The 26609-nt window shown below is 62.6% G+C and carries 25 protein-coding genes; 6 read left to right on the top strand and 19 right to left on the bottom strand.

What is annotated here, in order from left to right; translation table 11 throughout:
• Positions 1–8: 8 nt before the first annotated feature.
• Together KU43P_RS08150 and KU43P_RS08155 are read right to left on the bottom strand one after the other, a co-directional pair.
• Positions 9–1541: an NCS1 family nucleobase:cation symporter-1 gene (locus KU43P_RS08150; protein ID WP_317662159.1), complete on the bottom strand. Its 1533-nt coding sequence runs from the start codon at positions 1539–1541 to the stop codon at positions 9–11.
• A gap of 452 nt (positions 1542–1993) precedes the next feature.
• Positions 1994–2431, bottom strand: coding sequence for an Lrp/AsnC family transcriptional regulator (locus tag KU43P_RS08155; protein ID WP_317662160.1), 438 nt, complete (start codon positions 2429–2431; stop codon positions 1994–1996).
• A 133-nt stretch (positions 2432–2564) separates the two neighbouring features.
• Between KU43P_RS08155 and KU43P_RS08160 the strand changes: the two genes are divergently transcribed.
• The 3 genes from KU43P_RS08160 to KU43P_RS08170 are packed head-to-tail and all read left to right on the top strand — an operon-like array spanning position 2565 to position 4619.
• Entirely contained in the window at positions 2565–3461 is an 897-nt protein-coding gene (locus KU43P_RS08160) for a DMT family transporter (RefSeq protein ID WP_317662162.1), read from the top strand.
• Positions 3462–3493: 32 nt separating this feature from the next.
• Positions 3494–4420 carry a class I SAM-dependent methyltransferase gene (locus tag KU43P_RS08165; protein ID WP_317662164.1) on the top strand — a complete coding sequence of 309 codons (927 nt, stop codon included), beginning with the start codon at positions 3494–3496 and terminating at the stop codon, positions 4418–4420.
• Between the two features lie 55 nt (positions 4421–4475).
• The gene (locus KU43P_RS08170) at positions 4476–4619 is read left to right on the top strand and encodes a class I SAM-dependent methyltransferase (RefSeq protein WP_411567236.1); all 144 of its coding nucleotides are present in this window, start codon (positions 4476–4478) and stop codon (positions 4617–4619) included.
• Between the two features lie 105 nt (positions 4620–4724).
• Here KU43P_RS08170 and KU43P_RS08175 read toward each other — a convergent pair whose 3' ends face one another.
• Positions 4725–6749 carry a mechanosensitive ion channel family protein gene (locus KU43P_RS08175; RefSeq protein WP_317662166.1) on the bottom strand — a complete coding sequence of 675 codons (2025 nt, stop codon included), beginning with the start codon at positions 6747–6749 and terminating at the stop codon, positions 4725–4727.
• Positions 6750–6932: 183 nt separating this feature from the next.
• Positions 6933–7931, bottom strand: coding sequence for a sulfate ABC transporter substrate-binding protein (locus KU43P_RS08180; protein ID WP_317662168.1), 999 nt, complete (start codon positions 7929–7931; stop codon positions 6933–6935).
• 149 nt (positions 7932–8080) lie between these two features.
• Between KU43P_RS08180 and KU43P_RS08185 the strand changes: the two genes are divergently transcribed.
• The gene (locus KU43P_RS08185) at positions 8081–8203 is read left to right on the top strand and encodes a hypothetical protein (protein WP_317662170.1); all 123 of its coding nucleotides are present in this window, start codon (positions 8081–8083) and stop codon (positions 8201–8203) included.
• Here the strand turns inward: KU43P_RS08185 and KU43P_RS08190 are convergent.
• The 7 genes from KU43P_RS08190 to gcl form a co-directional block, all read right to left on the bottom strand.
• The gene (locus tag KU43P_RS08190) at positions 8187–9011 is read right to left on the bottom strand and encodes an ion transporter (protein WP_317662172.1); all 825 of its coding nucleotides are present in this window, start codon (positions 9009–9011) and stop codon (positions 8187–8189) included. The genes KU43P_RS08185 and KU43P_RS08190 overlap by 17 nt on opposite strands.
• Positions 9012–9055: 44 nt before the next feature.
• Positions 9056–9931 carry an urea transporter gene (locus tag KU43P_RS08195; protein ID WP_317662174.1) on the bottom strand — a complete coding sequence of 292 codons (876 nt, stop codon included), beginning with the start codon at positions 9929–9931 and terminating at the stop codon, positions 9056–9058.
• Between the two features lie 351 nt (positions 9932–10282).
• A complete protein-coding gene (pyk, locus tag KU43P_RS08200) occupies positions 10283–11698 on the bottom strand; it encodes a pyruvate kinase (RefSeq protein ID WP_317662176.1) in 1416 nt (471 codons plus the stop codon).
• Entirely contained in the window at positions 11695–12969 is a 1275-nt protein-coding gene (locus KU43P_RS08205; RefSeq protein ID WP_317662178.1) for a glycerate kinase, read from the bottom strand. Before KU43P_RS08205 ends, pyk begins: the two co-directional genes overlap by 4 nt.
• A gap of 198 nt (positions 12970–13167) precedes the next feature.
• Positions 13168–14061, bottom strand: coding sequence for a 2-hydroxy-3-oxopropionate reductase (locus KU43P_RS08210; protein WP_317662179.1), 894 nt, complete (start codon positions 14059–14061; stop codon positions 13168–13170).
• A gap of 49 nt (positions 14062–14110) precedes the next feature.
• Positions 14111–14893, bottom strand: a complete 783-nt coding sequence (hyi, locus tag KU43P_RS08215; RefSeq protein ID WP_317662181.1) for a hydroxypyruvate isomerase — start codon at positions 14891–14893, stop codon at positions 14111–14113.
• A 52-nt stretch (positions 14894–14945) separates the two neighbouring features.
• On the bottom strand, positions 14946–16721 hold the full coding sequence (gene gcl, locus KU43P_RS08220; protein WP_317662183.1) for a glyoxylate carboligase: 1776 nt from the start codon (positions 16719–16721) through the stop codon (positions 14946–14948).
• Positions 16722–16978: 257 nt separating this feature from the next.
• Here gcl and KU43P_RS08225 point away from each other — a divergent pair, with 257 nt between their 5' ends.
• A complete protein-coding gene (locus KU43P_RS08225) occupies positions 16979–17419 on the top strand; it encodes a GlcG/HbpS family heme-binding protein (RefSeq protein ID WP_317662185.1) in 441 nt (146 codons plus the stop codon).
• A gap of 102 nt (positions 17420–17521) precedes the next feature.
• Here KU43P_RS08225 and KU43P_RS08230 read toward each other — a convergent pair whose 3' ends face one another.
• Complete coding sequence (locus KU43P_RS08230) at positions 17522–18133, bottom strand: TetR/AcrR family transcriptional regulator (RefSeq protein WP_317662188.1); 612 nt, start codon at positions 18131–18133, stop codon at positions 17522–17524.
• 131 nt (positions 18134–18264) lie between these two features.
• Here KU43P_RS08230 and KU43P_RS08235 point away from each other — a divergent pair, with 131 nt between their 5' ends.
• Entirely contained in the window at positions 18265–19179 is a 915-nt protein-coding gene (locus KU43P_RS08235; RefSeq protein WP_317662190.1) for a DUF808 domain-containing protein, read from the top strand.
• A 108-nt stretch (positions 19180–19287) separates the two neighbouring features.
• On the opposite strand, the gene KU43P_RS08240 is transcribed toward KU43P_RS08235, so the two are convergent.
• From KU43P_RS08240 to puuE, 7 genes are all read right to left on the bottom strand, one after another.
• On the bottom strand, positions 19288–20070 hold the full coding sequence (locus KU43P_RS08240) for an outer membrane protein OmpK (protein ID WP_317662192.1): 783 nt from the start codon (positions 20068–20070) through the stop codon (positions 19288–19290).
• A 354-nt stretch (positions 20071–20424) separates the two neighbouring features.
• The gene (locus KU43P_RS08245) at positions 20425–21210 is read right to left on the bottom strand and encodes an outer membrane protein OmpK (RefSeq protein WP_317662194.1); all 786 of its coding nucleotides are present in this window, start codon (positions 21208–21210) and stop codon (positions 20425–20427) included.
• A gap of 139 nt (positions 21211–21349) precedes the next feature.
• Complete coding sequence (locus KU43P_RS08250) at positions 21350–22705, bottom strand: nucleobase:cation symporter-2 family protein (protein WP_317662196.1); 1356 nt, start codon at positions 22703–22705, stop codon at positions 21350–21352.
• A 171-nt stretch (positions 22706–22876) separates the two neighbouring features.
• The gene (locus KU43P_RS08255; RefSeq protein WP_317662198.1) at positions 22877–24205 is read right to left on the bottom strand and encodes a urate hydroxylase PuuD; all 1329 of its coding nucleotides are present in this window, start codon (positions 24203–24205) and stop codon (positions 22877–22879) included.
• A 46-nt stretch (positions 24206–24251) separates the two neighbouring features.
• Entirely contained in the window at positions 24252–24755 is a 504-nt protein-coding gene (locus tag KU43P_RS08260) for an ureidoglycolate lyase (RefSeq protein ID WP_016393761.1), read from the bottom strand.
• 57 nt (positions 24756–24812) lie between these two features.
• Positions 24813–25328, bottom strand: coding sequence for a 2-oxo-4-hydroxy-4-carboxy-5-ureidoimidazoline decarboxylase (uraD, locus tag KU43P_RS08265; RefSeq protein WP_317662200.1), 516 nt, complete (start codon positions 25326–25328; stop codon positions 24813–24815).
• Positions 25328–26254 carry an allantoinase PuuE gene (gene puuE / locus KU43P_RS08270; protein ID WP_176517141.1) on the bottom strand — a complete coding sequence of 309 codons (927 nt, stop codon included), beginning with the start codon at positions 26252–26254 and terminating at the stop codon, positions 25328–25330. Before puuE ends, uraD begins: the two co-directional genes overlap by 1 nt.
• Positions 26255–26609: the final 355 nt, after the last annotated feature.

Consider the following 26609-nt stretch of genomic DNA (forward strand, 5'->3'; position numbering starts at 1 on the left):
CTCCCTGATCAGTGGCTGCTGTGGTCGACGGCGATGCATTCGCCGCTGACGTCGAGGTATTGGCGGTTGCGCGGGGCGATCAGCAGGTACACCGCGGCGGCGATGCCGGCACCGATCAGCCAGGAAAACGGCGCGATGGCGTGGAAGTTCGGTACCAGGGCCAGGACGATGGCCAGCAGGGCAGCCGGCAGGAAGGCGGCCACGGCGCGCAGGTTGATGCCCTTGCTGTAGTGGTAGGCGCCGGCCGGGTGCTCGCTGTACAGCTCCGGCACGTTGATGCAACCTTTGCGCAGCAGCCAGTAGTCGGCCATGATCACGCCGTACAGCGGGCCAAGCAGGGCGCCCAGGCCGGACAGGAAGTACACGATCACCAGCGGGCTGTTGTACAGGTTCCACGGTAGGATCAGCACGGCAAGGGTGGCGCTGATCAGCCCGGCACGGCGGAAGTTCAGGTGACGCGGCGCCAGGTTGCTGAGGACGAAGGCCGGGGCGACGAAGTTGGCCATGATGTTCACCGCCACGGTGACGATCAGGAAGGCCAGGCAGCCCAGCACCAGGAAGGCCGTGCTGGGAATGCTGGCGATGATCTGGGTCGGGCTGTCGATGATCTGGCCGTTGATCTGGAACTGCGCGCCGCACAGCACCACGGTGATCATGGCGAACACCAGGATGTTCACCGGCAGGCCCCAGAAGTTGCCGACGCGGATGGTCTTGCGGCACGGCGAGGAGCGGGCGAAGTCGCAGAAGTTCAGCACCAGGGTGCCGTAGATCGCCAGCCACAGGGCGCCGCCGGCGAAGATGTTGCGCCACATCTCATAGCCGCTCAGCGGCTCGGTCACCGACCAGGCGATGCGCGCATCGGCCTGGAAGTACATGAACACCGCCAGGCTCGCTACGGTCAGCAGGATCACCGGGCCGGCGAAGGCCTCGTAGCGGCGCACCATCTCCATGCCGTAGGCGAGGATCACCAGCTGCACCAGCCAGATCGCCACGAAACACACCCAGCCCAGGCTCGAAAGGCCCAGGATACTGTTGTGGTCGTAGCTCGCCAGTTGCGGCCACACGGCGGTGAGCAGCACGCGCAGCACCACCGAGGCCAGGTAGGTCTGAATGCCGAACCAGGCGATGGCGATGACCGCGCGGATCAGCGCCGGAATCTGCGCCCCGTGGATGCCGAAGGCGATGCGGCTGATCACCGGAAAGGGCACGCCGGTCTTCTGGCCCATGTAGCCGGAGAGGTTCATGAAGAAGTACACCAGCGCAGCGCCGATGGCCAGCGACAGGAGAATTTGCCAGCCGCCCAGGCCCAAGGCGAACAAGCCCATGGCGAAGGAGTAGTTGGCGATGTTGTGCACATCGTTGGTCCACAGCGCGAAGATGCTGTAACGGCCCCAGCGCCGACCTTCCATTCGGGTCGGGGCGAGGTCGCGGTTGTGCAGGCGTGGGCTCAGCTCAAGTAACGGAAGCTCGCCGGCATGGGTGGATGAAGGGCTGGTGCTGGCGACGGATAGTTCAGGGGCAAGGTCGAGGCTGGTACTCATTCCGGCGGGCTCCTGATGCACGTGGACTGCGATGAGCGGGCATGCGCACGGGCTCGCCATCTCGTCGGTGCAGCGTTGGCATCACAGGGTTCTGGACGCGGCGGCTGGTGGTTGGGCCAGCGTCGCGGGTTCTTGTGTATTTATGTTTTGTTGAACTTGTATACAAAACACGAACACACAAAAGCGAGTTCCATGCCAGGCGATAAACAGTCTTTTGCTGGCCATCATTTTGAATCTATCTGACTGATAGATAAGTGAATGAAATAGCGAAACTATAAGTTGACCAATTGAACAGGATTAAATTTTTAGTTGGTCTGTTAGTTGATCGATTGGTCAAATTTAGTTAAACGGAATGTGTAACGGTTTGGGGCGTTACTTGAGAAAGTGCACACAAAAATGGCACCTATGGTGACATTCTTGTGTACAAAAAATAGTCAGCTTTTTTCCAGCCCTCACGCCATCGGCGGCAAGCGCCGTTTCACCGGCGACTTCTTGATGATCGCGGTATTGGTTTCGGCCAGCACATTGATCCGGTCCAGCAAGGTATCGAGCTGCTCCATGGACCGCACATGCAACCGGGCGATGAAGCAGTCCTCGCCGGTCACCTTGTCGCACTCGGTGAATTCCGGGATGGCGATGATCTGCCGTTCCACCTCCTGCAACTGCCCCGGCAACGGACGGATGCGCACGATGGCCTGCAATTGGTAACCAAAACTGCGTGGGTCGACATCGACCGTATAGCCACGCAGCACGCCACGCTCTTCCAGGCGCCGCAGCCGCTCGCTGACGCTGGGGGCAGACAGGCCGCTGATCTGTGCCAGCGCCTTGAGTGAACGGCGTGAATCCTCCATCAGGGCGTTGATCAGCAATTGGTCGATGGCATCGGTCATGGTCGCCTCATTAGGTATTTGTGAAGATCTGCCTTGATAGTAAAGGTGATCTGGCAAACGCGCCTTGGTTATCGACTGGAAGGCAGGTGGCATGCCTCTGCATACTAGGGCCATCGTCAATGGGAGACATGCGATGGACAGTTCATTGCGCCGTGGTTCGTTGGAGATGGTCGCCGCCATGCTGATATCCGGCACCATCGGGTGGTTCGTGCTGGTCTCTGGCCAACCGGTGCTGGAGGTGGTGTTCTGGCGCTGCGTGTTCGGCGCCGGCACCTTGCTGGTGATCTGCGCGGCACTGGGTTTGCTCAAGCCGGGCGTGATCAGCGGCACTGCCTTGCTCCTGGCCATTGCCAGCGGGGTGGCCATCGTCGGTAACTGGGTATTGCTGTTTGCCTCCTACTCGCGGGCGTCGATCGCCATTGGCACTGCGGTTTACAACGTACAGCCGTTCATGCTGGTGGGGCTGGCGGCGCTGTTTCTCGGTGAAAAGCTGACCCTGGCCAAGGTCACCTGGCTGAGCGTGGCCTTCCTGGGCATGCTGGCGATCGTCAGTGCCCACGGCGCTCGGCAGGCCAGTGGTGACGACTACCTGCTGGGGATTGCCCTGGCCCTGGGTGCGGCGTTTCTGTACGCCATCGCCGCGTTGGTGATCAAGCGCCTGAAAGGCACGCCCCCGCATTTGATCGCCCTGATCCAGGTGATCACCGGTGCGCTGCTGCTGGCGCCCTGGGTCGAGTTCGGCGGGCTGCCTGGCGAGCCTTCGGCGCTTGCCAGCCTGGTGACCCTGGGCATTGTGCACACCGGGCTCATGTACGTGCTGCTGTACAGCGCCATCCAGCGCCTGCCCACGGCGCTGACCGGAGCTTTGTCGTTCATCTACCCGATCGCCGCGATCCTGGTCGACTGGGTGGCCTTCGGGCACCGCCTGGCGCTATTGCAGTGGCTGGGGGTGGCGCTGATTCTGCTGGCAGCGGCGGGCATGCAGCAAGGTTGGTGGTTCCGTTCGGCGCAGGTCGTGGCCAAAGGGTAGAATGCTCCCCTTTTACTTGCTTGCGACTTGCCATGACTTCGCCGATCCAGACCCTCGAACAGCACCTGCTCACCGCACTCGACCCCGCCCCGCAGGAAACCCGCCGCCTGTTTCACGGCCGCGGACGCTGCTGGCCGGGGCTGGAGCAGATCACTGTCGACTGGCTCCAGGGCGTGCTGTCGGTGGCGCTGTTTCGCCAACCGCCAGAAGGCCAGCTGGCCGAACTTGAGGATATGCTCGGCCGTATCGCTTCGCACCCGCACTGGGCCGGCCAGGCAATGCTGATCCAGCACCGCTACTTGCCCGACAGCCCAGGCCAGTGGGTGTGGGGCGAGCCCAGTCAGCAGCGCGAGGTGGTCGAGGATGGCCTGCGTTATCTGCTCGATCTCGGCGTGCGGCAGAACACTGGCCTGTTCCTCGACATGCGCTATGGTCGACGCTGGGTGCGCGAACAGTCCGCAGGCAAGCGGGTGCTCAACCTGTTCGCCTACACCTGCGGCTTCTCGGTAGCAGCGATTGCCGGCGGCGCCGAGCAGGTGGTCAACCTGGACATGGCCAAGGCCGCGTTGTCGCGGGGCCGCGACAACCACCGGCTCAATGGCCATGATGCGTCGCGGGTGGCGTACCTGGGGCATGAGCTGTTCAAGTCATGGGGTAAGGTGCGCAAGTACGGGCCGTATGACCTGATCATCATCGACCCGCCCACGTTCCAGAAGGGCAGCTTCGTGCTGACCCAGGATTACGCGAAGATCTTGCGACGCTTGCCGGAGCTGCTGAGCGAGGGCGGCACTGTGCTGGCGTGTGTGAACGACCCAGGGATTGGGCCGGAGTTTCTGATCGAGGGCATGGCAGAACAGGCGCCGTCGTTGGTGTTCGTCGAGCGGTTGGAGAACCCGCCGGAGTTTCCGGATGCTGATCCGGCGGGGGGGTTGAAGGCTTTGGTGTTTCGGCAGGTTTGATGTTGGTTTCGCTGGCGCTATCGCCGGCAAGCCGGCTCCCACAGGGATGGCAGCGGTGTACCTGTGGGAGTTTCTGATCGAGGGCATGGCAGAACAGGCGCCGTCGTTGGTGTTCGTCGAGCGGTTGGAGAACCCGCCGGAGTTTCCGGATGCTGATCCGGCGGGGGGGTTGAAGGCTTTGGTGTTTCGGCAGGTTTGATGTTGGTTTCGCTGGCGCTATCGCCGGCAAGCCGGCTCCCACGGGTACACCGCTGCCATCCCTGTGGGAGCCGGCTTGCCGGCGATAGCGCCAGTAGCGCCAACCTCAAGCTGAAACCCCCCGCACCGCCAGCGGATACACTTGGGCAAAGCTTACGTTCTCGGTCTGGTCCACACGTTTCTTCAACCGCTCGTTGAACGCCCGGCTCACCGCATACTGCCCCCCTGAAATGGTGCGGAACTGCGCCGTGAGCACAAACCCGTTCAAGTCCATCCTGTCCACCCCAAATACCTGCAGCGGGCCCTGCAGGTTGATGCGCAGCAGCGGATCATCGCTGATCGACTGCCCCACCTCATGGATCAGCGCCAGCGACTCGTCCACGTCGCTGTCATAGGTGAACTGCACCGAGAAGAACGCATAGGCGAATTGCCGCGACTGGTTGGTGACTGCCTTGATCTGGCCGAATGGCACCGAATGCACGAAGCCCTTGCCATCGCGCAGGCGCAAGGTGCGGATGGTCAGGCTCTCGACCGTGCCAGCGTGGCCGGAGTCGAGTACCACCCAGTCGCCGATCGAGATGGTGTCTTCGATCAGGATGAACAGCCCGGTGATCACATCCTGCACCAGCTGTTGCGAGCCGAAGCCGATGGCCAGGCCAATCACCCCAGCACCGGCCAGCAGCGGCGCCACATTGATGCCCAGGTTGGCCATGGTGGTGATGGTGCAAATGACCACCAGCACGACCTTGATGGCATTGCGCAGCATCGGCAGGATGGTCCGCACCCGGGTACTGGGCTGGCGCGCCGCACGGCGGCCGGCCGGCGGTTTCAGTGCTTCCTGGATGGCGGTGTCGAGCACTACCCAGAGCAGCCAGGTCACCAGCAGGATCAGGCCGATGCTCGACAGCGAATTGCTGATCGCCTGGCCCAGGCTGTTGCTCAGCGCAAAGTCGATCACCGAAAAGCCCCAGATCCGCCCCAGCAGTTCGATGAAGGTGACCGCCATGGCAATGCGCAGCAGGGCATGGGCGAGGCTTCGCAGCAGCTCCTTGTACGGCCGCACCCGCTGCGCGGCATCGGCGTCTCCAGGGGCCAGCAGGTGTTGCAGCAGGGTGCTGAGGAACACGGTGCAAACCAGCAGCACTGTAGTCAGCAGAGCGTTCTGCAAGGCTTTATGGCTTTCGGCGCCGGCACCGACCAGGTGAATGGCCGACACCAGGATCATCAGCAGGATCGGCAGGTACCACAACACCGAGAAGATCCGCAGGGTTTCCTGCACGGCCCGGTGCTGCTGACGATCCTTGAAAGCGCGGTTGCGGATCAGGTGCGCGACCGGGCGGCGCAGGCGGATGACCAGGCTGGCGAAGATGAAGGTGGCGACCAGCCCGGTGGCCACGGCGATGCTGGCGGTGATGTTACCGCCCAGTTGGCGAGCGATCTGCGGGCTGGTCAGGGCATCGCTCCAGGCGGCGAGAAAACCGATCATGAACAGCGGCCGCGGTGCCAGGCGCTTGATCACCGCCACGGCGGCGCGCTTGTGGCCGGCATCGAACAAGGTGACCAGGCAGAGGATGATCGAGGTGGAGAACAGGCCGCTGCTGGTGGCGTAGGCCAGGCTCAGGCCCAGGGCCCGGGCCACCGACGGCTCCAGGAAGCGGCTGGCGTACAGAGTCAACGGCAGGCTGGCGAGGGCGGGAAGCGTGTAGGGCAGCAAGTACCCGAGCAGGCTGCTGGCGCGTTTGCGGGCGCGCAACCACGGAGTGCTTGCGGCGCGTTTGGCGGCCCAGCGGCCGAGGGTGGTGAGCAGTGCGAAGCAGGCGGCCCAGGCCAGCGTCAGGAGCATGAAGTCGCCAGCCAGTTGCAGTGAGTCGTTGGCCGAATGGCGGTCGACCAGGCGCTCCATTTCCTTGGCGGCGCGGTCGGTGCGCAGGCGCCAGGCATCGACCAGGTGGGCGTCCAGGTCGAGCTCCTGGGCGGCGCTGTCCAGGCCGTCGGCCAGTGCACCGAGCAAGCCGCCCTGGAGCACCGGTTCGGGGTCGGCGGGTGATTCTTCGGTGAGGGCAGGGTCTGCGGCGAGCAGGTGGCTGCTCAGCAGGCAGCCGAGCAGCAGGGTGGCGAGGTAACGCAGCACTGGAGTACTCCTTGGGCCGGGTGAGCGGGGCAGGGTTACTCAAGGAACTGATGGCTGATGGGTGGGGAAAGTTCGATGGAATTGTAGGGCCCTATCGCCGGCAAGCCGGCTCCCACGGGTACAGCGGTGCTCTCACTGTGGGAGCCGGCTTGCCGGCGATAGGGCCGGCGCTGCCTGCATCAATTACTGATTGGTATAGATCTGGTCGAACACGCCACCGTCATTGAAGTGGGTCTTCTGCACGGTACGCCAGTCACCAAAGGTCTTCTCGACCGACAGGAAGTCCACTTTCGGGAACCGGTCGTTGTACTTGGCCAGCACGGTTGCATCACGCGGGCGCAGGTAGTTTTGCGCGGCGATTTCCTGAGCCGCAGGCGACCACAAGTACTTCAGGTATTCCTCGGCCACGGCTTGGGTGCCTTTCTTGGCCACCACCTTGTCGACCACGCTCACCGGCGGTTCGGCTTCAGCCGACACGCTTGGGTAGACCACCTCGAACTGATCGCGACCGAACTCGCGGGCAATCATCTCGGCTTCGTTCTCGAAGGTCACCAGCACGTCGCCGATCTGGTTGGTCATGAACGTGGTGGTGGCGGCGCGGCCACCGGTATCGAGCACCGGCGCCTGCTTGAACAGCTTGCCGACGAACTCGCGGGCCTTGGATTCATCGCCGCCCTGCTTGAGCACATAGCCCCAGGCCGACAGGTAGGTATAGCGGCCATTACCCGAGGTCTTCGGGTTGGGCACGATCACCTGCACGCCGTCCTTGAGCAGGTCGGGCCAGTCCTTCAGTGCTTTCGGGTTGCCCTTGCGCACGATGAACACGGTGGCCGAGGTGAACGGCGCGCTGTGGTTCGGCAGTCGCTCAACCCACTCTTTCGGAACCAGCCCACCATTGTCGGCCAGGGCATTGATGTCGGTGGCCATGTTCATGGTGATGACATCGGCCGGCAGGCCATCGATCACCGCGCGCGCCTGCTTGCTCGAACCGCCGAAAGACATCTGCACAGTGACCTTCTCGTTGTTCTCGGCCTCCCAGTGTTTCTGGAACGCTGGGTTGTAGTCCTTGTAGAAGTCGCGCATCACGTCGTAGGAGACGTTAAGCAGGGTCGGAGCGGCCTGGGCGAGGTTGCCCAGGGCCAGGCCTGCGGCCAGCAGCGAGGCGGTGAAGAGCTTTTTCACGAAGCATTCCTTGGTCTGGTTCAAAGGTTTGGCAATTTGCCAGCGACTATAGCGTTTCGCTATGCAGCGCTTAAAGACCGAATGGCTCTTTGCTTATGCGCTTTGCATGGGCAGCTTTTGCCGCCCATCGGCGTTAGCTCGCAGGGTCTGTGCCTGAAGTCGGGTACCTGGCCCGTGTCGAGGCGGTCAATGCCGAGCGCCAGGCAGCCCGCACCGCCTTGCTGGTAGAAATGACTCGCGAGGCATTGGCGGCGGTCAGTCGCTCTTGCTGAACAGCGCATTGCCACAGCGCGAGCAAAAGGCTGCGCCGTGCTCATGGGTGGATTTGCGGCACGTCGGGCAATCGTGCTGCAACTGCTCGCCGCGCATGGCGTTGGCCAGTTCTGCGGTGAAGATGCCGGTGGGCACGGCGATGATCGAGTAACCGGTGATCATCACCAGCGACGACAGCACCTGGCCCAGTGGCGTCTTCGGAACGATGTCGCCGAAGCCCACGGTGGTGAGGGTGACGATGGCCCAGTAGATGCCTTTGGGGATGCTGGTAAAACCATGCTCCGGGCCTTCGACCACGTACATCAGGGTGCCGAACACGGTGACCAGGGTTGATACGCTGAGCAGAAACACGATGATCTTCTGCTTGCTGCCGCGCAGGGCCTCCAGCAGGTAATGGGCCTGCTTGAGGTAGGGGCTGAGCTTGAGCACGCGGAAGATCCGCAGCATCCGGATGACCCGGATGATCAGCAGGTACTGGGCGTCGCTGTAATAGAGCGCGATGACCCCGGGCACGATCGCCAGCAGGTCGACCAGGCCGTAGAAGCTGAAGGCATAGCGCAAGGGCTTGGGCGAGCAATACAGGCGGGCCAGGTATTCGACCAGGAAGATCGCCGTGAAGCCCCATTCGATGCCGGCCAGCACCCCCGCGTAACTGCGGTGCACTTCGTCGATGCTGTCGAGGATTACCGTGACCAGGCTGGCGAGAATGATCAGCAGGAGGATCTTGTCGAAGCGTCTTCCAGCCACGGTATCGGTCTGGAAGACGATGACGTAGAGCCGCTCGCGCAGGCTCGCAGGGTTGTTCATGGGCTCGTTCCATTGGGCAATGGGCTGAGCCTAGGGGCTGGCTTTCAGCTCTGCAAGCGGCGGGCGTTGCTGCGCTGGTTGAGCTGCGTGAGGTGGTTGCCCAGGTGCATCAGCCAGCAGGCGACGACGAAGGGCGCGGTCAGCCCGGCGACGGGCAGCAGCTTGAACAGCGGCTGCAGCAGCAATGCGAGGATGATCGCCAGCAGCGTCACCCAAGGTTTTTCGTTCTGGCGGCAGAAGGCCAGTGCGGCCAGCGCGGCATTGAACCCATACAACCCCATCCAGGCAGCTTGTGCCTGGTCAGCCAACAGCGCCACGCCACCGCCGATGGCCGAACCGATCACAGCCCACATGGCCGCGTAAGGGCTGGCGATGAACATCCCGATAATGATCAGCAAGCCGGCCAGTGGCTGATCGAGCAGGAAGATCTGCCCCACTCCGCGTGCCAGGGCAGGCAACGGCTCGGCTTCGACGAAACCGTTGGGTGTGGGTGTGGCCATCAGCAGCGTGGCCCAGCCGAGCAGGACGAAGGGGGCGGTGTAGGCGATCAGCAGCTTGCCACCGCGCTTGCGCCACTGGTGGGTGATGATGCTGGACAGGCCGCCGGCGGCGATGATCAGCGGCGGCATGATTGCCGACCAAGGCAGCACGGCGCTGATCAGGATGCCGATCAGCACGCCGTTGTAGCAGTACAGCCCGGCCTGACGGTCGGCGCGGTCATAGCCGCGGCGCTGGGCGGTGAGCAGGCCGGCGAGGGCGCCGAGCAGGGCGCCACCGACCAGGTTGGGGGCGGTCAACAGGATGGCCAGCAGGCAACACAGGCCGCACAGGGGGTTGCGCAGCAGCAGCACCTGGCTGAAACCGTTGAGCAAAGCCGTGGCCCAGTCGGGGCACGGGTTGACGAAATTCTTGGTGTACATGGGCAGTCGGTAAGGTTGAGAGAGGAGCGGTGGGCCTCTTTGGGCCTCGGTTTTCCGCATGAAGGGGAGGGCTTCGCCCTCCAATCGCTGGCAAGCCAGCTCCCACAGGTACAACAGTGCTTCCAGAAGCAGCACAGAAGTGCTTCCAGAAGCACCACAGAAGTGCTTCCAGTAGCAGTGCGAAGTGCTTCCAGAAGCACCACAGAAGTGCTTCCAGTAGCAGTGCGAAGTGCTTCCAGAAGCACCACAGAAGTGCTTTCAGAAGCAGCGCAGAAGTGCTTCCAGAAGCAGCGCAGAACGCTGTGGGAGCCGGCTTGCCGGCGATCGGGGCGCCAAGCGCCCCCAAGGATTTCAGACCAGCGTCTCGATCCGCAGCGTATTAGTCGAACCCGGCTTGCCAAAAGGCACACCGGCGGTAATGAGCAACGTATCGCCACGGCTGGCCATGCCCTGCGCCTGGGCAATTTCCAGTGCAGTGGAAACCACCTCGTCTACCTGGCGCAGGCGGTCGTTGACCACCGAGTGCACGCCCCAGGTCACGCTCAGGCGACGCGCAGTATTCAGGTTCGGCGTCAGGTTCAGGATCGGCGCCCGTGGCCGCTCGCGCGCGGCGCGCAGGGTCGAGGCACCCGATTCGCTGTAGTTGACCAGCACCGCCACCGGCAGGATGCCGCTGATACGGCGAATCGAGCAGCTGATGGCATCCGACACGGTGGCCTCGGCCTTCGGCCGACCGACATCGAGCTGGGCCTGGTAGTCCGGGCCATTCTCCACTTGGCGGATGATTTTGCTCATCATCTGCACGGCTTCCAGCGGGTAGTCGCCGGAGGCGGTCTCGGCCGAGAGCATCACTGCATCGGCACCTTCGGCCACGGCGTTGGCCACATCGGTGACTTCGGCGCGGGTCGGCGCTGGCGAGAAACGCATCGATTCGAGCATCTGCGTGGCCACCACTACCGGCTTGCCGAGCTGGCGGCAGGTATTGATGATGCGCTTCTGGATCTGCGGCACGCTTTCGGCCGGTACTTCCACGCCCAGGTCGCCGCGGGCGACCATGATCGCGTCGGATAGCTCGGCGATGGCCTGCAGCTGCTCGACGGCGGACGGCTTCTCGATCTTGGCCATCAGGTAGGCGCGGTCGCCGATCAGCTGGCGGGCCTCGGTGATGTCTTCCGGGCGCTGCACGAACGACAGGGCTACCCAGTCAACCCCCAACTCCAGGCCGAAAGCCAGGTCGCGGCGATCTTTCTCGGTGAGCGGGGAGAGGTCGAGCACCGCTTGCGGCACGTTGACGCCCTTGCGGTCGGACAGCTCACCACCGGCCAGCACTTCGGTGTCGATGGCGTCGCTGTGCTTGGCGGTGACCCGCAGGCGCAGCTTGCCATCGTCGAGCAGCAGGTCCATGCCTGGCTCCAGTGCGGCGATGATCTCCGGGTGAGGCAGGTTGACCCGGCGGCTGTCGCCTGGGGTCTTGTCCAGGTCCAGGCGCAGGGCCTGGCCGCGTTGCAGCTGGACCTTGCCGTCAGCGAAACGGCCCACGCGCAGTTTTGGCCCCTGCAGGTCCATGAGGATGCCCAGCGGGTAGTTCAGTTGCTGCTCGACTTCACGGATCCACTGGTAGCGCAGGGCGTGGTCGGCATGCTCGCCGTGGCTGAAGTTGAGGCGGAAGATGTTCACCCCGGCTTCGACCAGCTGGCGGATGTCGTCGATGCCGTTGATCGCAGGGCCGAGGGTGGCGAGGATTTTGACTTTCTTATCAGGCGTCATGATTGTGCAGTCTCGAGGATCAGGATGGCGCGGAAGTCGTTGACGTTGGTGCGGGTCGGCTCGGTGACGATCAGTGCGTCGAGCGCTGCGAAGTATCCGTAGCCGTTGTTGTTGTCCAGCTCATCGCTGGCCGACAGGCCCAGGGCTTCGGCGCGGGCGTAGCTGTCTGGCGTCATGAAGGCGCCGGCGTTCTCTTCCGAGCCGTCGATGCCGTCGGTGTCACCGGCCAGGGCGTAAACGCCCGGCAGGCCCTTGAGGCTTTCGGTAAGGCTGAGCAGGAACTCGGCGTTGCGCCCGCCACGGCCATTGCCGCGCACGGTCACGGTGGTTTCGCCGCCGGACAGGATCACGCAGGGTGCCTTCAATGGCTGGCCGTGCTGGACGATCTGCCGGGCGATACCGGCATGCACCTTGGCCACTTCGCGCGATTCGCCCTCCAGGTCGCCGAGGATCAGCGGGCTGAAGCCGGCCTGGCGAGCCTTGACGGCGGCGGCCTCGAGCGATTGCTGGGGCTTGGCGATCAGCTGGAAGTGGCTGCGGGCCAGGGCCGGGTCGTCGGCCTTGACGGTTTCCGACGCCGGGTTGTTGAGCCAGTCGATGACGGCTTTGGGCGCTTCGATGTCGTAGCGCTTGAGGATCGCCAGGGCATCGGCCGAGGTGCTCGGGTCGGCCACGGTGGGGCCGGAGGCGATGACCGTGGCCAGGTCGCCTGGTACGTCGGAAATGGCATAGGTGTAGACGGTGGCTGGCCAGCAGGCCTTGGCCAGGCGGCCGCCCTTGATCGCCGAGAGGTGCTTGCGCACGCAGTTCATCTCGCCGATGGTGGCGCCGGATTTGAGCAGGGCCTTGTTGATCTGCTGCTTGTCGGCCAGGGTCAGGCCTTCGGCCGGCAGGGCCAGCAGGGCGGAGCCGCCACCGGAGAGCAGGAAGATGACGCGGTCGTCTTCATTGAGGTTGCTGACCAGTTCCAGCACGCGCTTGGCCACGGCCAGGCCGGCAGCGTCGGGGACCGGGTGGGCGGCTTCGACCACCTCGATCTTCTGGCAGTTGGCGCCGTGGCCGTAGCGGGTCACGACCAGCCCGGAGACTTCGCCCTGCCAGCTTTTCTCGACCACCTCAGCCATGGCGGCGGCGGCCTTGCCAGCGCCGATGACGATGACCCGGCCGCTACGGTCGGCGGGCAGGTAGGGTTCGAGGACTTGGCGCGGGTGGGCGGCGGCGATGGCTGTTTCGAACAGCTCGCCCAGAAGTTTTTGCGGATCGACCGACATGGCAGGCTCCCAGAATTCTTGTTGTTCTCAGAATCGAAAACGCCCCTGGAACTGCCTCCGTGCAGGCCGAACCAGGGGCGGGTGTTGCTCGGTGTGAGATTCATCGCCGGCAAGCCGGCTCCCACAGGGGAGGGTGTGCAGTCCTTGTGGTAGCCGGCTTGCCGGCGATTGGGCTGCAGAGCAGCCCCACTACTTGAATCACTTATCGTCGCGGATCGAGAAGTTGGCCATGTGCTCCAGGCCTTTGATCAGCGCCGAGTGGTCCCAGTCGCCGCCGCCCAGCGCCACGCAGGTGCTGAACACTTGCTGGGCGTTGGAGGTGTTGGGCAGGTTGATGCCCAGCTCCTTGGCGCCTTGCAGGGCCAGGTTCAGGTCCTTCTGGTGCAGGTTGATGCGGAAGCCTGGGTCGAAGGTGCCTTTGATCATGCGCTCGGCGTGCACTTCGAGGATCTTCGACGACGCGAAGCCGCCCATCAGTGCTTCACGTACCTTGGCAGGGTCGGCGCCGTTCTTGGCGGCGAACAGCAGGGCTTCACCGACGGCCTGGATGTTCAGGGCAACGATGATCTGGTTGGCGACCTTGGCGGTCTGGCCGTCGCCGTTGCCGCCGACGCGGGTGATGTTCTTGCCCATGGCCTGGAACAGTGGCAGTGCGCGTTCGAAGGCTTTCGGGCAACCACCGACCATGATGCTCAGGGTCGCAGCCTTGGCACCGACTTCGCCGCCGGACACCGGAGCGTCCAGGTAGGCAGCACCAGTGGCCTTGATCTTTTCGGCGAAGGCCTTGGTGGCGGTCGGCGAGATCGAGCTCATGTCGATCACCACCTTGTTCGGGCCGACACCTTCGGCAACGCCGTTCTCACCGAACAGGACGCTGTCGACCTGCGGGGTGTCCGGAACCATGACGATGATGAATTCGGCTTCCTGGGCAACCTCTTTCGGGTTGGCCAGGGCCACGGCGCCAGCGGCGATCAGGTCGGCCGGGGCAGCATCGTGGTGGGTGGAAACGAAGATGCTGTGACCTGCTTTCTGCAGGTTCTGAGCCATGGGCTTGCCCATGATGCCGGTGCCGAGGAATCCGATTTTAGCCATGAGAAATTACCTCTTTTATATTTGTTCGCGGGCCCGAAGGCGCGGTGATTCAGATCGCGTTATGGGTCTTGAGCCAGCCCAGGCCTGCTTCGGTAGTGGTCAGCGGCTTGTACTCCGCGCCCACCCAACCCTGGTAGCCGATGCGGTCCAGGTGTTCGAACAGGAAGCGGTAGTTGATCTCGCCGGTGCCAGGTTCGTTGCGGCCCGGGTTGTCGGCCAGCTGGATGTGGTTGATCAGTTGCAGGTTGGCTTCCATGGTGCGAGCCAGGTCACCTTCCATGATCTGCATGTGGTAGATGTCGTACTGCAGGAACAGGTTGTCGCTGCCCACCTCGGCCTGGATTTCCAGGGCCTGCTGGGTGGTGTTCAGGTAGAAACCCGGGATGTCGCGGGTGTTGATCATTTCCATGACCAGGCGAATACCGGCGGCCTTGAGCTTGTCGGCGGCGTAGCGCAGGTTCTCGACGAAGGTCTTGCGCACGGTGGCGCAATCCGGGCCTTGTGGACGAATGCCGGCCAGGGCGTTGACCTGGGTGTTGCCCAGTACCTTGGCGTACTCAATGGCCTTGTCGACACCGGCGCGGAACTCTTCGATGCGGTCAGGGTGGCAGGTAATGCCGCGCTCACCTTTCGACCAGTCGCCCGCCGGCAGGTTGAATAGCACTTGGGTCAGGCCGTGGGCATCGAGCTGCTGTTTGATTTCGGCTGCGCTGAAATCATACGGGAAGAGGTATTCGACACCGCTGAAACCGGCGTCGGCGGCAGCCTTGAAGCGGGCCAGGAAGTCCTGTTCGGTGAACAGCATGGACAGGTTGGCAGCGAAGCGAGGCATGAGTTGTCTCCTTGCGTTGAAGGCCCCCGGGCAGCCCGGGGGCGTCAGGCGATCAGTCGAGCAGCGAGATGGCGGTTGGCGCGTCGTTGCCGACCAGGGCGAGGTCTTCGAATTCGTTGACCGCGTTGATCTCGGTGCCCATGGAAATGTTGGTCACACGCTCGAGAATCACTTCGACCACCACCGGCACGCGGAACTCTTCGGCCATCTTCTGCGCCTTGAGCAGGGCAGGGGCGATGTCGTTCGGCTCGAACACGCGGATGGCCTTGCAGCCCAGGCCTTCGACCACGGCGACGTGGTCGACACCGTAGGTGGCGGCGTCGGTGGCGTTGATGTTCTCGAACGCCAGTTGTACACAGTAATCCATGTCGAAGCCACGCTGCGCCTGGCGAATCAGGCCCAGGTAGGCGTTGTTCACCAGTACGTGGACGTACGGCAGGTTGAACTGCGCGCCCACGGCCAGTTCTTCGATCATGAACTGGAAGTCGTAGTCACCGGACAGCGCCACAACCTTGCGTTTCGGGTCAGCCTTGACCACGCCCAGGGCAGCAGGGATGGTCCAGCCCAGCGGGCCGGCCTGGCCGCAGTTGATCCAGTGGCGTGGCTTGTACACGTGCAGGAACTGTGCGCCGGCGATCTGCGACAGGCCGATGGTGCTGACGTAGCAGGTGTCCTTGCCGAAGACCTGGTTCATCTCTTCGTAGACGCGCTGAGGCTTGACCGGCACGTTGTCGAAGTGGGTCTTGCGCTGCAGGGTGGCTTTGCGCTGCTGGCAGTCTTCCAGCCACGCCTTGCGGCACTTCAGCTTGCCAGCGGCTTTCCACTCGCGGGCCACTTCCAGGAACACGTCCAGCGCCTTGCCGGCATCGGAAACGATACCCAGGTCCGGGGTGAATACACGGCCGATCTGGGTCGGTTCGATGTCCACGTGCACGAACTTGCGGCCTTCGGTGTAGACATCGACCGAACCGGTGTGGCGGTTGGCCCAGCGGTTGCCGATACCGAACACCAGATCGGATTTGAGCAGGGTGGCGTTGCCATAGCGGTGCGAGGTCTGCAGGCCGACCATGCCGACCATCAGTTCGTGGTCGTCCGGGATGGTGCCCCAGCCCATCAGGGTCGGGATCACCGGCACGCCGGTCAGTTCGGCGAACTCGACCAGCTTGTCGCTGGCGTCGGCGTTGATGATGCCGCCACCGGCTACCAGCAGTGGGCGCTCGGCGTCGTTGAGCAGGGCCAGGGCTTTTTCAGCCTGTACGCGGGTAGCGGACGGCTTGTTGACTGGCAGCGGCTCGTAGGCGTCGATGTCGAATTCGATCTCGGCCATCTGCACGTCGAACGGCAGGTCGATCAGCACTGGGCCTGGGCGGCCGGTGCGCATTTCATAGAAGGCCTTCTGGAAGGCGTAAGGCACCTGGCCCGGCTCCAGAACGGTGGTGGCCCACTTGGTGACCGGCTTGACGATGCTGGTGATGTCGACGGCCTGGAAGTCTTCCTTGTGCAGGCGAGCACGCGGAGCTTGGCCGGTGATGCAGAGGATTGGAATGGAGTCGGCCGACGCGCTGTACAGGCCGGTGACCATGTCGGTGCCGGCTGGGCCGGAGGTACCGATGCACACGCCGATGTTGCCCGGGTTGGCGCGAGTGTAGCCCTCGGCCATGTGCGAGGCGCCTTCGACGTGACGAGCGAGGACGTGATCGATGCCACCCACTTTCTTCAGGGCCGAATACAACGGGTTGATGGCAGCCCCCGGGATGCCGAATGCGGTATCTACACCTTCACGGCGCATGACCAGAACGGCTGCATCGATTGCTCTCATTTTGCTCATGGTTTGTGCCTCATCGATTTTGTAATTGTATACAACTTGCTTTGTGCCAGAGTGTATTCATGGCTGGCAGCTCAGGTCAACGGGTTTTCGTCGGAGGAGGTCGCTTTCGTTCGAGCGCCCATGAAAACGGCGGTTTGCGGTCTCGCATACGATCGTTTCAATTTATTGTATACAAAAATACATTCAGTTGTGTTCTATTGCCTTATCGGTTTTTCACCTGCCCTCAGGGCTTCTCACAACAAGAAGAGGACCTTTCCATGAACGCTTTGAACCTGAAAGTCGCTGTCAGCCTGGTCAACGCCGCGCTGGCGGCGGGCCGCAAGATCAATGCCGCACCCTTGACGGTGGCGGTGCTGGATGCCGGTGGGCACCTGCTGGCGCTGCAGCGCGAGGACGGGGCCAGCCTGATTCGGCCGGAAGTGGCCACGGGTAAGGCCTGGGGGGCGATTGCCCTAGGCAAGGGATCGCGCTTGCTGGCGCTGGATGCTCAGCAACGGCCGGCGTTTTTCGCGGCGTTGAACGGTCTTGGCGAGCGCCCGGTGGTACCGGCGCCGGGTGGTGTGCTGATTCGTGATCAGGACGGCAAGGTGCTGGGAGCGGTAGGGATCAGCGGCGATACGTCGGATATCGACGAACAGTGTGCGATCAGTGCGATCGAGGAGATAGGGTTGAAGGCGGATGCTGGGGTGGCTGCCTAAATCCCTCTTGGCTGTACTGGCCTCATCGCCGGCAAGCCGGCTCCCACAAAGTGCCTGTGTGGCCCATCCCTGTGGGAGCTGGCTTGCCGGCGATGGGGCCCATCAGGCCGCCTCAGGCTCACACCCCTTGAGCACCAGGCGAATGATGGTCTCCGCCGCCGCTTCATAATCACTGTCGGCCAGCTTGGCCTTGCCGGTGATCACCGAGATCTGCCAATCGAAGTCGGCGTAGGTCTGCGTCGCTGCCCAGATGCTGAACATCAGGTGATGCGGGTCGACATTGGCAATCTGCCCACGCTCGATCCAGCGTTGGATGCACTCGATGTTGTGGCGAGCCTGCTCGTTGAGCTGCTCGACCTGGTTCGGCGACAGGTGCGGCGCACCGTGCATGATCTCGCTGGCGAACACCTTCGAAGCATGCGGCAGGTCGCGCGAGATGCGGATCTTCGAGCGGATGTAGGAACTCAGCACTTCCTTTGGATCACCGTCGGCATTGAACGGCGTCGACGCCTGCATGATCGGCGCGATGATGCTCTCGAGCACTTCGCGGTAGAGGTTGTCCTTGGACTTGAAGTAGTAGTACACGTTCGGCTTGGGCAGGCCGGCCTTGGCCGCGATATCGCTGGTCTTGGTGGCGGCGAAGCCCTTGTCGGCGAATTCCTCGCTGGCCGCGCGCAGGATCAGTTCCTTGTTGCGCTCGCGAATGGTGCTCATGGTCGGGGGTCTTCCTCGTGTCTGGCCACCTCTGAGAGTGACCGGGCATGGTAGCACCGGCGTCCACAAGCGCTCAAGGCAGCGACTTTCGGCTAGACTCCGGCCCACTCATCAAACAGGAAGCGACAAACATGGCAGGCAGCAGTCTATTGGTACTCCTTGACGACATCGCCACCGTGCTCGATGACGTCTCGCTGATGACCAAGGTCGCGGCGAAGAAGACCGCAGGCGTGCTGGGCGACGACCTGGCGCTCAACGCCCAGCAGGTCACGGGTGTGCGCGCCGAGCGCGAGATCCCGGTGGTGTGGGCGGTGGCCAAGGGTTCGTTCATCAACAAAGCGATCCTGGTGCCGGCGGCGCTGCTGATCAGCGCGTTCATCCCGTGGGCGGTGACACCACTGCTGATGATCGGCGGTGCCTACCTGTGCTTCGAAGGGTTCGAGAAGCTGGCGCACAAGTTCCTGCACAGCAAGGAAGAGGACAGCGCCCAGCACGAGGCGCGCAAGGAAGCCGTGGCGGATACCAACGTCGATCTGGTCGCCTATGAGAAGACCAAGATCAAGGGCGCGGTGCGCACCGATTTCATCCTGTCGGCAGAGATCATCGCCATTACCTTGGGCACTGTGGCGGATGCGCCACTGACCCAGCAGATCATCGTGCTGTCGGGCATCGCCATTGTCATGACCATCGGCGTGTACGGGCTGGTGGGTGGCATCGTCAAGCTAGATGACCTGGGCCTGTGGATGACCCAGAAGGCTTCGAAAGTTGCCCAGGCGGTAGGCAATGGCATCCTGCGTGCTGCGCCCTACATGATGAAAAGCCTGTCGGTGATTGGCACCGCGGCGATGTTCCTGGTCGGTGGCGGGATTCTGGTGCATGGCGTCGCACCCCTGCATCACGCCATCGAGGCATTCAGCGCAGGGCGCGGTGGGGCGCTGACCGGCGCTTTGCTCAATGGTGGTGTGGGGATTGTCGCGGGTGCCGTGGTACTGGCGTTGGTTGCAGTGGCCGGGAAGCTGTGGCGAGCTGTAAAACCCGCAACCTGATGCGGATCGCCGGCAAGCCGGCTCCCACAGTCGACCGCCTATCTCAGGCAGGGCGCTATGCTCGTGGGAGCCGGCTTGCCGGCGATGGGCTGCAGAGCAGCCCCCCTATCAGAAGTGAACCTTGACCAGGAAGCTCGCGGTGTTCTGGTCAGTGGTGAACCCATCGGAATCCTTGATCCCGTACTTGTTCTTCCAGTAGTCGTACTCGAAACCGACGTACAACTGCTTCTCGCCCAGGTGCAGCGCCTTGCCCAGGTCGTACTTGACCTGCGGGTTGAAGTGCAGGTTGGCGTGGTACTCGCCGCGGCTGTTCTCGTCGTTGTCGACGACCCAGTCCATGAAACCGTCGATGAGGATGTCGGACGAGCCCACAGGGATGGTGTACGACCATACGGGCGTGATCTGCCAGACGTTGTCACCCGGGCGGCTGCCGTCGGTGGTGCGCTGGTAGAAGTTCAGCTGGAAGTAGTCAAAGCCTGGGATGGCCAGGTCGAAGCCTGGGCCGATCAGATACGACTCGGTATCACCTTCGCCGAACTCGTAGGTCATGGCCAGCAGCACGTCCTTGACCGGGCCGAACTCCAGCTTCTGGTCGAAGATCTTGCCGAACGACAGGCGCGGGCTGAATTCACCGTAGTAGGTGTTGTCGCCGTTGTTGAAGTCCTTCTTGCCGTTATAGAAGATCTTGTCGACGAAGAAGAAGTTGTCGCCGTACTTCCAGCCATCGGCGTGCTCGAAGGTAACGGTCTGCTGAACCTCGGGGTTGACCTTGAAGTTCTTGCCCCACAGGTAGGTCAGGCTGTTGTTCTGCCACTGCAGCAGGTCGCCGGCGAAGGTCGTGCCGCAGGCCAGCAGGCCGCCCGCGAGAATCAGGCTATTGATGGTACGCATTGCGAGTGTCGCTCCCTTGTTTTGATCTGTTGTCAGCGCTCGTACAGGCGCTGTTTTTGTCTTTTGAGTCAGCTTTTTTCGATAGGCCACAGCTGTTTGGCAAGAGCTGCGCCAACTTTTCCGGGTTGGCTACAACGGTCCTGCTCGACTCGTTCTGAACGGATGAAAATGGGTATTTCAGGCTGGCAACACGTTGGCCAACCGCCCGAATTCATTGACTGAGCGGTCAGTAAACGCAGGCAGGATCCGTCCTGCCCTGATCGAGGGGGCGCGCAGATTACTGGCTTGCGCGCCGGTCCTCAAGTGCTCCGTCCTGGAGCACGGTGTTACAAACTTGTGCGTTCGGTCAGGTTATCAGAAATGCACCTTGATCAGTGCACTGGCCACGCTCTGATTGCTTTCCAGGTTGCCGCGGCTGTCGATGCCGTACTTGTCCTTCCAGTAGCTGTACTCGAAGCCGACGTAGAGCTGTTTGGCGCCCAGATTCAGCGCCTTGCCCAGGTCGTATTTGACCTGCGGGTTGAAGTGCAGGTTGGCGTGGTAGGTGCCACGACGGGTTTCGTCGTTGTCGGTCACCCAATCCATGTAACCGTCGATCAGAATGTCGGATTTACCCAGCGGGATGGTGTACGACCAGCCGGGGGTGATCTGCCAGACATTGTCGCCAGGGCGGCTGCCTTCGGTGTTGCGCACATAGAAGTTGAGGGTGAAGTAGTTGAAGCCCGGGATGTCCAGGTCGAAGCCGGGGCCAATCAGGTAGGCCTCGTTGTCGCCTTCACCGCGTTCGTAGGTCATGGCCAGCAGCACGTCCTTGACCGGGCCGAAGGCCAGCTTGCGATCGAGGATCTTGCCGAACGACAGGCGCGGGCTGAACTCACCGTAGTAGGTGGTCACGCCTTTGCTCGGGTCGGGTTTGCCGTTGTAGAAGATCTTGTCGACGAACATGAACGTGTCGCCGTACTTCCATTTGTTGGCGTGTTCGAAGGTGATGGTCTGCTGGATGTCGGGGTTGACCTTGAAGTCCTTGCCGTACAGATAGGTCAGGCTTTCGCCATGCCAGAGCAGCCATTCGCCTGCATGGGCGGGGAGTGTGGCCAGCAGGCTGCTGCCCAGCAGCAGGGACGTGGTGATGCGCTTCATGTTGTGATTCCCGGACTTATTGTTTTTGTTGGCGGTTTTTTCGGCGCGCAGGCGCCCCGAGCGGCCCATTCCGGCGGGCCGACGGTGTAACGGTTACTGCGGGTATGAGCAGGGGCGGCCAGAAGCCGCCCCGCTAGGCTCAATGCTGGTGACAGGCGTCGTTGTGCACAGCGCGGTCGGCGCCACCGAGGATGTTGAACAGCACGTTCAGCACCAGGGCGCTGACCGTGGCCATGGCGATGCCGCTGTGGGTGATGGGTTCCATCCACTGGGGCATTTGCGCGAAGAACTCCGGACGGACCACGGGGATCAGGCCAAAGCCGACGCTGACCGCAACCAGCAGCTGGTTGCGGCGGTCGCCGATGTCCGCTTCCTGGAGGATCTTGATCCCGGTGGCGGTGACCATGCCGAACATGGCGATGGACGCGCCGCCCAGTACCGCAGGTGGGATCGAGGCAATCAGGAAGGCCGCCTTCGGCAGCAGGCTGAGCAGAATCAGCAGTGCGCCGGCGACCACGGTGACGTAGCGGCAGCGTACCCCGGTCATCTGCACCAGGCCGATGTTCTGGGCGAAGGAGGAGTGGGTGAAGGTGTTGAAGAAACCGGCGACGAACGACGCACCGGCATCGCACAGCAGGCCGCGACGCAGCATGCCGGGCGTGACTTCACGATCGGTTACCTTGCCCAAGGCGAGGAACATGCCCGTGGACTCGACGAAGATGATCACCACCACCAGGCACATCGACAGGATCGGTGCCAGGCTGAAGGTCGGCATGCCGAAGTGCAGTGGGGTTACCACTTGCAGCCACGGTGCCTCGTTCAGGCCAGACAGGTCGACCATGCCGATGGAGCCGGCCAGGATGTAACCCAGGCCCATGCCTACCAGTACCGAGACGTTGACCCAGAAGCCGCGCATGAAGCGGTTGATCAGCAGGATGACTGCCAGCACCAGGCCAGCCACCATCAGGTAGATCGGCGAGCCGAAGGCTTCTGCCTCGTGGCCGCCACCGGCCCAGTTGACCGCCACCGGGAACAGCGAAAGGCCGATCGAGGTGATGACGGTACCGGTGACCAGCGGTGGGAAGAAGCGCACCACCTTGGACATGAACGGCGCGATCAGCATGCCGAAGAAACCGGCGGCGATGGTTGCACCGAAGATGCCCTGCAGGCCTACGCCGGGCATGCCGGCCATGGCCACCATGCTGCCGACCGCAGCGAAACTGGCGCCCATCATCACCGGCATGCGGATCCCTACCGGGCCGATACCGAACGACTGGATGATGGTGGCCACGCCGGCGACGAGCAGGTCGGCGTTGATCAGGAAAGCGACTTCTTCGCGAGACAATCCGGCAGCCTGGCCGATGATCAGAGGTACGGCGATCGCGCCTCCGTACATCAGCAACACATGTTGCAGGCCTACCAGGATCAGTTGGAACAGGGGCAGAGGCTGTCGCGGCGGCGCCACTGGAATGTACGCCTTGCGTGACTCGGACATGCAGCACCTCGAGTTTTGTTTTTATTCTCGGATCCAAGCGCCAGGCCAAGGCCTGGGCGCTCGATGCTTGCTTGTTGCGTGTTTCTTGTAAGTTGGGCCGGCAATGCCGGCCCATTCGCGGCGCAAGGCCGCTCCCGCTGGGGCGCGCGGACGCCCCGTCGGGAGGGTGTATCAGTTGACCTGCGCGCCTTTGGCGATCCAGTCACCGACGAGCTTGCGCTCTTCGGCGGTCATCTGGGTGATGTTGCCCAGCGGCATGATCTGGCTGGCGACCGCTTGCGCTTGAATGCGCGCGGCCTGGGCCTGGATCTGCTGCGGGGTGTCGAACATCACGCCGGCAGGGGCGGCGCTGAACAGTGGGCTGGTCGGTTTCGACGAGTGGCACACACTGCAGCGCTCCTGGATGACTTTGTGGATCTTGTCGAAGTCGCCACCGGCGGCCTGTGCGGTCGCCTGGGCGGGGGCTTCGGCCGGTGCGGCAGGGGCTTCTGCCGCCTTGGCAGCGTCTTCGGCACGCTGCTCGGCAGCGGTCTTGCCACCCACTGCGGTTGCTGGCAGCGGTTGGTACTCGATCTTCGCCGCAGCCTGCTCAGGTGCAACAGCCATCGGCTTCGGACCGGTGACGTAGGCCAGGCAGATCATCGCCAGAGCGCCCACAGGCAGGGTCCAGGCGTACTTGTTGCTGTCGTGGCGGGTGTTGAAGTAGTGGCGGATCAGAACCGCGGCTACTGCGATACCGGCCAGGATCAGCCAGTTGTACTGGCTACCGTAGGTGCTCGGGAAGTGGTTGCTGATCATGATGAACAGCACCGGCAGGGTGAAGTAGTTGTTGTGACGCGAACGCAGCAGGCCTTTGGCCGGCAGTACCGGGTCAGGCGTCTGGTTGTTCTCGATCGCCGCCACCAGCTGGCGCTGGGCCGGCATGATGATGCGGAACACGTTACCCACCATGATGGTGCCGATGATCGCGCCGGTGTGCAGGTACGCACCACGGCCGCTGAACACCAGGCTGAAGCCGAAGCAGGCAGCGATGATCAGGACGAACAGCACGGCACCGAGCAGGGCAGGGTGCTTGCCCAGCGGCGAGTCGCACAGGAAGTCGTAGATGAACCAGCCGGCGACCAGCGAACCGATACCAATGGCCACGCCTTCGGCACCGCTCAGGGTGCTGCCGGGTGCCAGCAGGTACAGGCTCGGGTTCCAGTAGAACACCACGCACAGCAGGGCGATACCGGACATCCAGGTGAAGTAGGCTTCCCATTTGAACCAGTGCAGGTTCTCGGGCATTTTCGGGGGTGCGAGTTTGTATTTCTCCAGGTGGTAGATACCACCGCCGTGAATCGCCCAGAGATCACCCGACAACCCATCGCGCGGGTTGCTTCGATTCAGGTGGTTCTCCAGCCAGACGAAGTAGAACGATGCACCGATCCAGGCGACACCGGTGATCATGTGAACCCAGCGAATGCTCAGGTTCAGCCATTCGTGAAGGTGTGCTTCCACAGTATGTACCTCATGCCGATCACCCTGTTGGATGACCGACCGTTTCTTATTGGTGGGGATTGAGGATCAGCATCTGTTCCTCGGTGAAGTAATGCTCGTCGCAGTTGTTGCCGGAACCACTGCGATCAACCACCAGGAAATCATCCCGCTTTTCGATCGTCAGCACCGGGTGGTGCCAGACGCCGCGATGGTAATTGACGCCCTGCCTGCCGTTGCTGCGGAAGGCACGGACCAAACCTGATACAGGTGCATCGCCAACCGGCGCGACCACGATCAGAAAGGGGTTGCCGAGCAGCGGAATGAAAGCCTGGCTGCCCAGCGGATGGCGTTCCAGCATGCGCACGGTCAGCGGCATGTCCTGCGCGTCGGCGCGGAAGATGCTGATGATCGCGTTGTCTTCAGGCTCGGCGGTCTCGACCGTGGCGAGCTTGTGGAAGCGCATGGTCGAACCGTTGTTGATCATGAAGTGGTCGCTGCCATCGGTTTCGATCACGTCTCCGAAAGGGGCGAAGGCTTCTTTGGTCAGGGGTTCGATCATCAGGGTGCGCATGCGGTTATCTCTTCTAAGTTCGTTGTTCTGGATAAGGCTCTTTCGTTGCCGCAGCGGTTACAGCTGCAGCAGGCGGAACAGGGCGATCAGGTTGATCTGCGCCAGGGCTTCCTTGAATTCGGCATCGGCATCGTTGTGGATGCGTTTTTCGAACGAAGCAAGGATCTGGTGCCGGTTGCTGCCCTTGACCGCCATGATGAACGGGAACTGGAACTTGGCCTTGTAGGCGTCGTTCAGTTCGGTGAAGCGGGCGAATTCCTCGGCGGTGCACTGGTGGATACCGGCGCCGGCCTGCTCGTTGGTGCTCGATTCGGTCAGCTCGCCCTGGATCGCGGCCTTGCCGGCGAGGTCCGGGTGAGCATTGATCAGCGCCAGCTGATCGGCGTGGTTGGCGCTGAGCAGGATGTCGCTCATGCGCTGGTGCAGCGCCTCGATCTCGTCCAGTTCACCCAGTTGGCCCAGGTCGTAGGCTTTTTCGGCGACCCACGGCGAGTGCTCGTAGATGTCGGCGAAAACCTTGACGAAGGCGTCACGGCTCAGGGTGGATGGCTTGAGGGTCTTGAAGGCGGTCATCAGGCGTTCTCTTTCTTGTACGGGTGGGTGGTGTGCCAGTGGCGGGCGATATCCGCGCGACGGGCGAACCAGACCTGCTCATGGCTCTTGGCGTAGTCGACGAAGCGCTTGAGCGCTGCCAGGCGCGCCGGGCGGCCGACCAGGCGGCAGTGCAGGCCGATGGAAAGCATCTTCGGCGACTCGGCACCTTCGGCGTAGAGCACGTCGAAAGCATCCTTGAGGTACTGGAAGAACTGCTCGCCGCAGTTGAAACCCTGGACCTGGGTGAAGCGCATGTCGTTGGTGTCCAGGGTGTAGGGGATCACCAGGTGCGGCTTGCCGGTCGGGTTGTTCGGTTCCCAGTAGGGCAGGTCATCGTCGTAGGTGTCGCTGTCATACAGGAAACCACCTTCTTCCATGACCAGGCGACGGGTATTCGGGCCGGTGCGGCCGGTGTACCAGCCTACCGGACGCTCGCCGGTCAGCTCGGTGAGGATGCGGATGGCTTCGAGCATGTGCTCGCGCTCCTGGGCCTCGTCCATGTTCTGGTAGTCGATCCAGCGGTAACCATGGCTGCAGATCTCGTGGCCGGCTTCGACCATGGCGCGGATCACGTCAGGGTGGCGCTGGGCGGCCATGGCCACGGCGAACACGGTCAGCGGTACGCCGCTGTCCTTGAACAGCTTGAGCAGGCGCCATACGCCGGCGCGGCTGCCGTATTCGTACAGCGACTCCATGCTCATGTTGCGCTGGCCCTGCAGCGGCTGGGCAGCGACCATCTCGGAGAGGAAGGCTTCGGATTCCTTGTCACCGTGCAGGATGTTGCGCTCGCCGCCTTCTTCGTAATTGAGGACGAACGACAGCGCGATGCGAGCGTTGCCCGGCCATTGCGGGTGAGGAGGGTTGTTGCCGTAACCGATCAGGTCGCGAGGGTAGTCAGCGCTCACTGCAGTCTTCCTTCTTGTGTGTTGGTGCGGGGTGGGCGGGCCGCGTCGGTATGTCGCACCACCGGATGGGCTGATTGTATACAACTTCTGAAATCTTTTGTAAGCCTGTTTTTCCGCATTTCTTCCCTTTTGTCGCATGAGAATGTATTGCAAGAAACCTGCCCAGTTGGTCAGCAATTACCATGGGGGTCTGCGCAGGCCTTGAATTTGCGACAGAAAGCATTGGGCGCAGGGCTGTGACGGATGGGCTCAAAAAATTGTGTACAATTTGCTAATGGAATGTCTTAATAACGCCATTCCCGCCCATCGCAGGCGCTTTGCCGTGGCGATGGCTGTGTATTTTTTGCCCACAGAT

Source organism: Pseudomonas sp. KU43P (assembly GCF_033095865.1).
GTDB lineage: Bacteria > Pseudomonadota > Gammaproteobacteria > Pseudomonadales > Pseudomonadaceae > Aquipseudomonas.

Coding starts and splice junctions, on each gene's coding strand:
- KU43P_RS08160 (WP_317662162.1), top strand. CDS start 2,565: ATGGACAGTTCATTGCGCCGTGGTTCGTTGGAGATGGTCGCCGCCATG.
- KU43P_RS08235 (WP_317662190.1), top strand. CDS start 18,265: ATGGCAGGCAGCAGTCTATTGGTACTCCTTGACGACATCGCCACCGTG.
- KU43P_RS08155 (WP_317662160.1), bottom strand. CDS start 2,431: ATGACCGATGCCATCGACCAATTGCTGATCAACGCCCTGATGGAGGAT.
- KU43P_RS08210 (WP_317662179.1), bottom strand. CDS start 14,061: ATGGCTAAAATCGGATTCCTCGGCACCGGCATCATGGGCAAGCCCATG.
- KU43P_RS08245 (WP_317662194.1), bottom strand. CDS start 21,210: ATGAAGCGCATCACCACGTCCCTGCTGCTGGGCAGCAGCCTGCTGGCC.
- KU43P_RS08195 (WP_317662174.1), bottom strand. CDS start 9,931: ATGTACACCAAGAATTTCGTCAACCCGTGCCCCGACTGGGCCACGGCT.
- KU43P_RS08260 (WP_016393761.1), bottom strand. CDS start 24,755: ATGCGCACCCTGATGATCGAACCCCTGACCAAAGAAGCCTTCGCCCCT.
- KU43P_RS08190 (WP_317662172.1), bottom strand. CDS start 9,011: ATGAACAACCCTGCGAGCCTGCGCGAGCGGCTCTACGTCATCGTCTTC.
- gcl (WP_317662183.1), bottom strand. CDS start 16,721: ATGAGCAAAATGAGAGCAATCGATGCAGCCGTTCTGGTCATGCGCCGT.
- uraD (WP_317662200.1), bottom strand. CDS start 25,328: ATGACCGCCTTCAAGACCCTCAAGCCATCCACCCTGAGCCGTGACGCC.
- KU43P_RS08150 (WP_317662159.1), bottom strand. CDS start 1,541: ATGAGTACCAGCCTCGACCTTGCCCCTGAACTATCCGTCGCCAGCACC.
- KU43P_RS08165 (WP_317662164.1), top strand. CDS start 3,494: ATGACTTCGCCGATCCAGACCCTCGAACAGCACCTGCTCACCGCACTC.
- pyk (WP_317662176.1), bottom strand. CDS start 11,698: ATGACGCCTGATAAGAAAGTCAAAATCCTCGCCACCCTCGGCCCTGCG.
- KU43P_RS08240 (WP_317662192.1), bottom strand. CDS start 20,070: ATGCGTACCATCAATAGCCTGATTCTCGCGGGCGGCCTGCTGGCCTGC.
- KU43P_RS08225 (WP_317662185.1), top strand. CDS start 16,979: ATGAACGCTTTGAACCTGAAAGTCGCTGTCAGCCTGGTCAACGCCGCG.
- KU43P_RS08230 (WP_317662188.1), bottom strand. CDS start 18,133: ATGAGCACCATTCGCGAGCGCAACAAGGAACTGATCCTGCGCGCGGCC.
- hyi (WP_317662181.1), bottom strand. CDS start 14,893: ATGCCTCGCTTCGCTGCCAACCTGTCCATGCTGTTCACCGAACAGGAC.
- KU43P_RS08205 (WP_317662178.1), bottom strand. CDS start 12,969: ATGTCGGTCGATCCGCAAAAACTTCTGGGCGAGCTGTTCGAAACAGCC.
- KU43P_RS08250 (WP_317662196.1), bottom strand. CDS start 22,705: ATGTCCGAGTCACGCAAGGCGTACATTCCAGTGGCGCCGCCGCGACAG.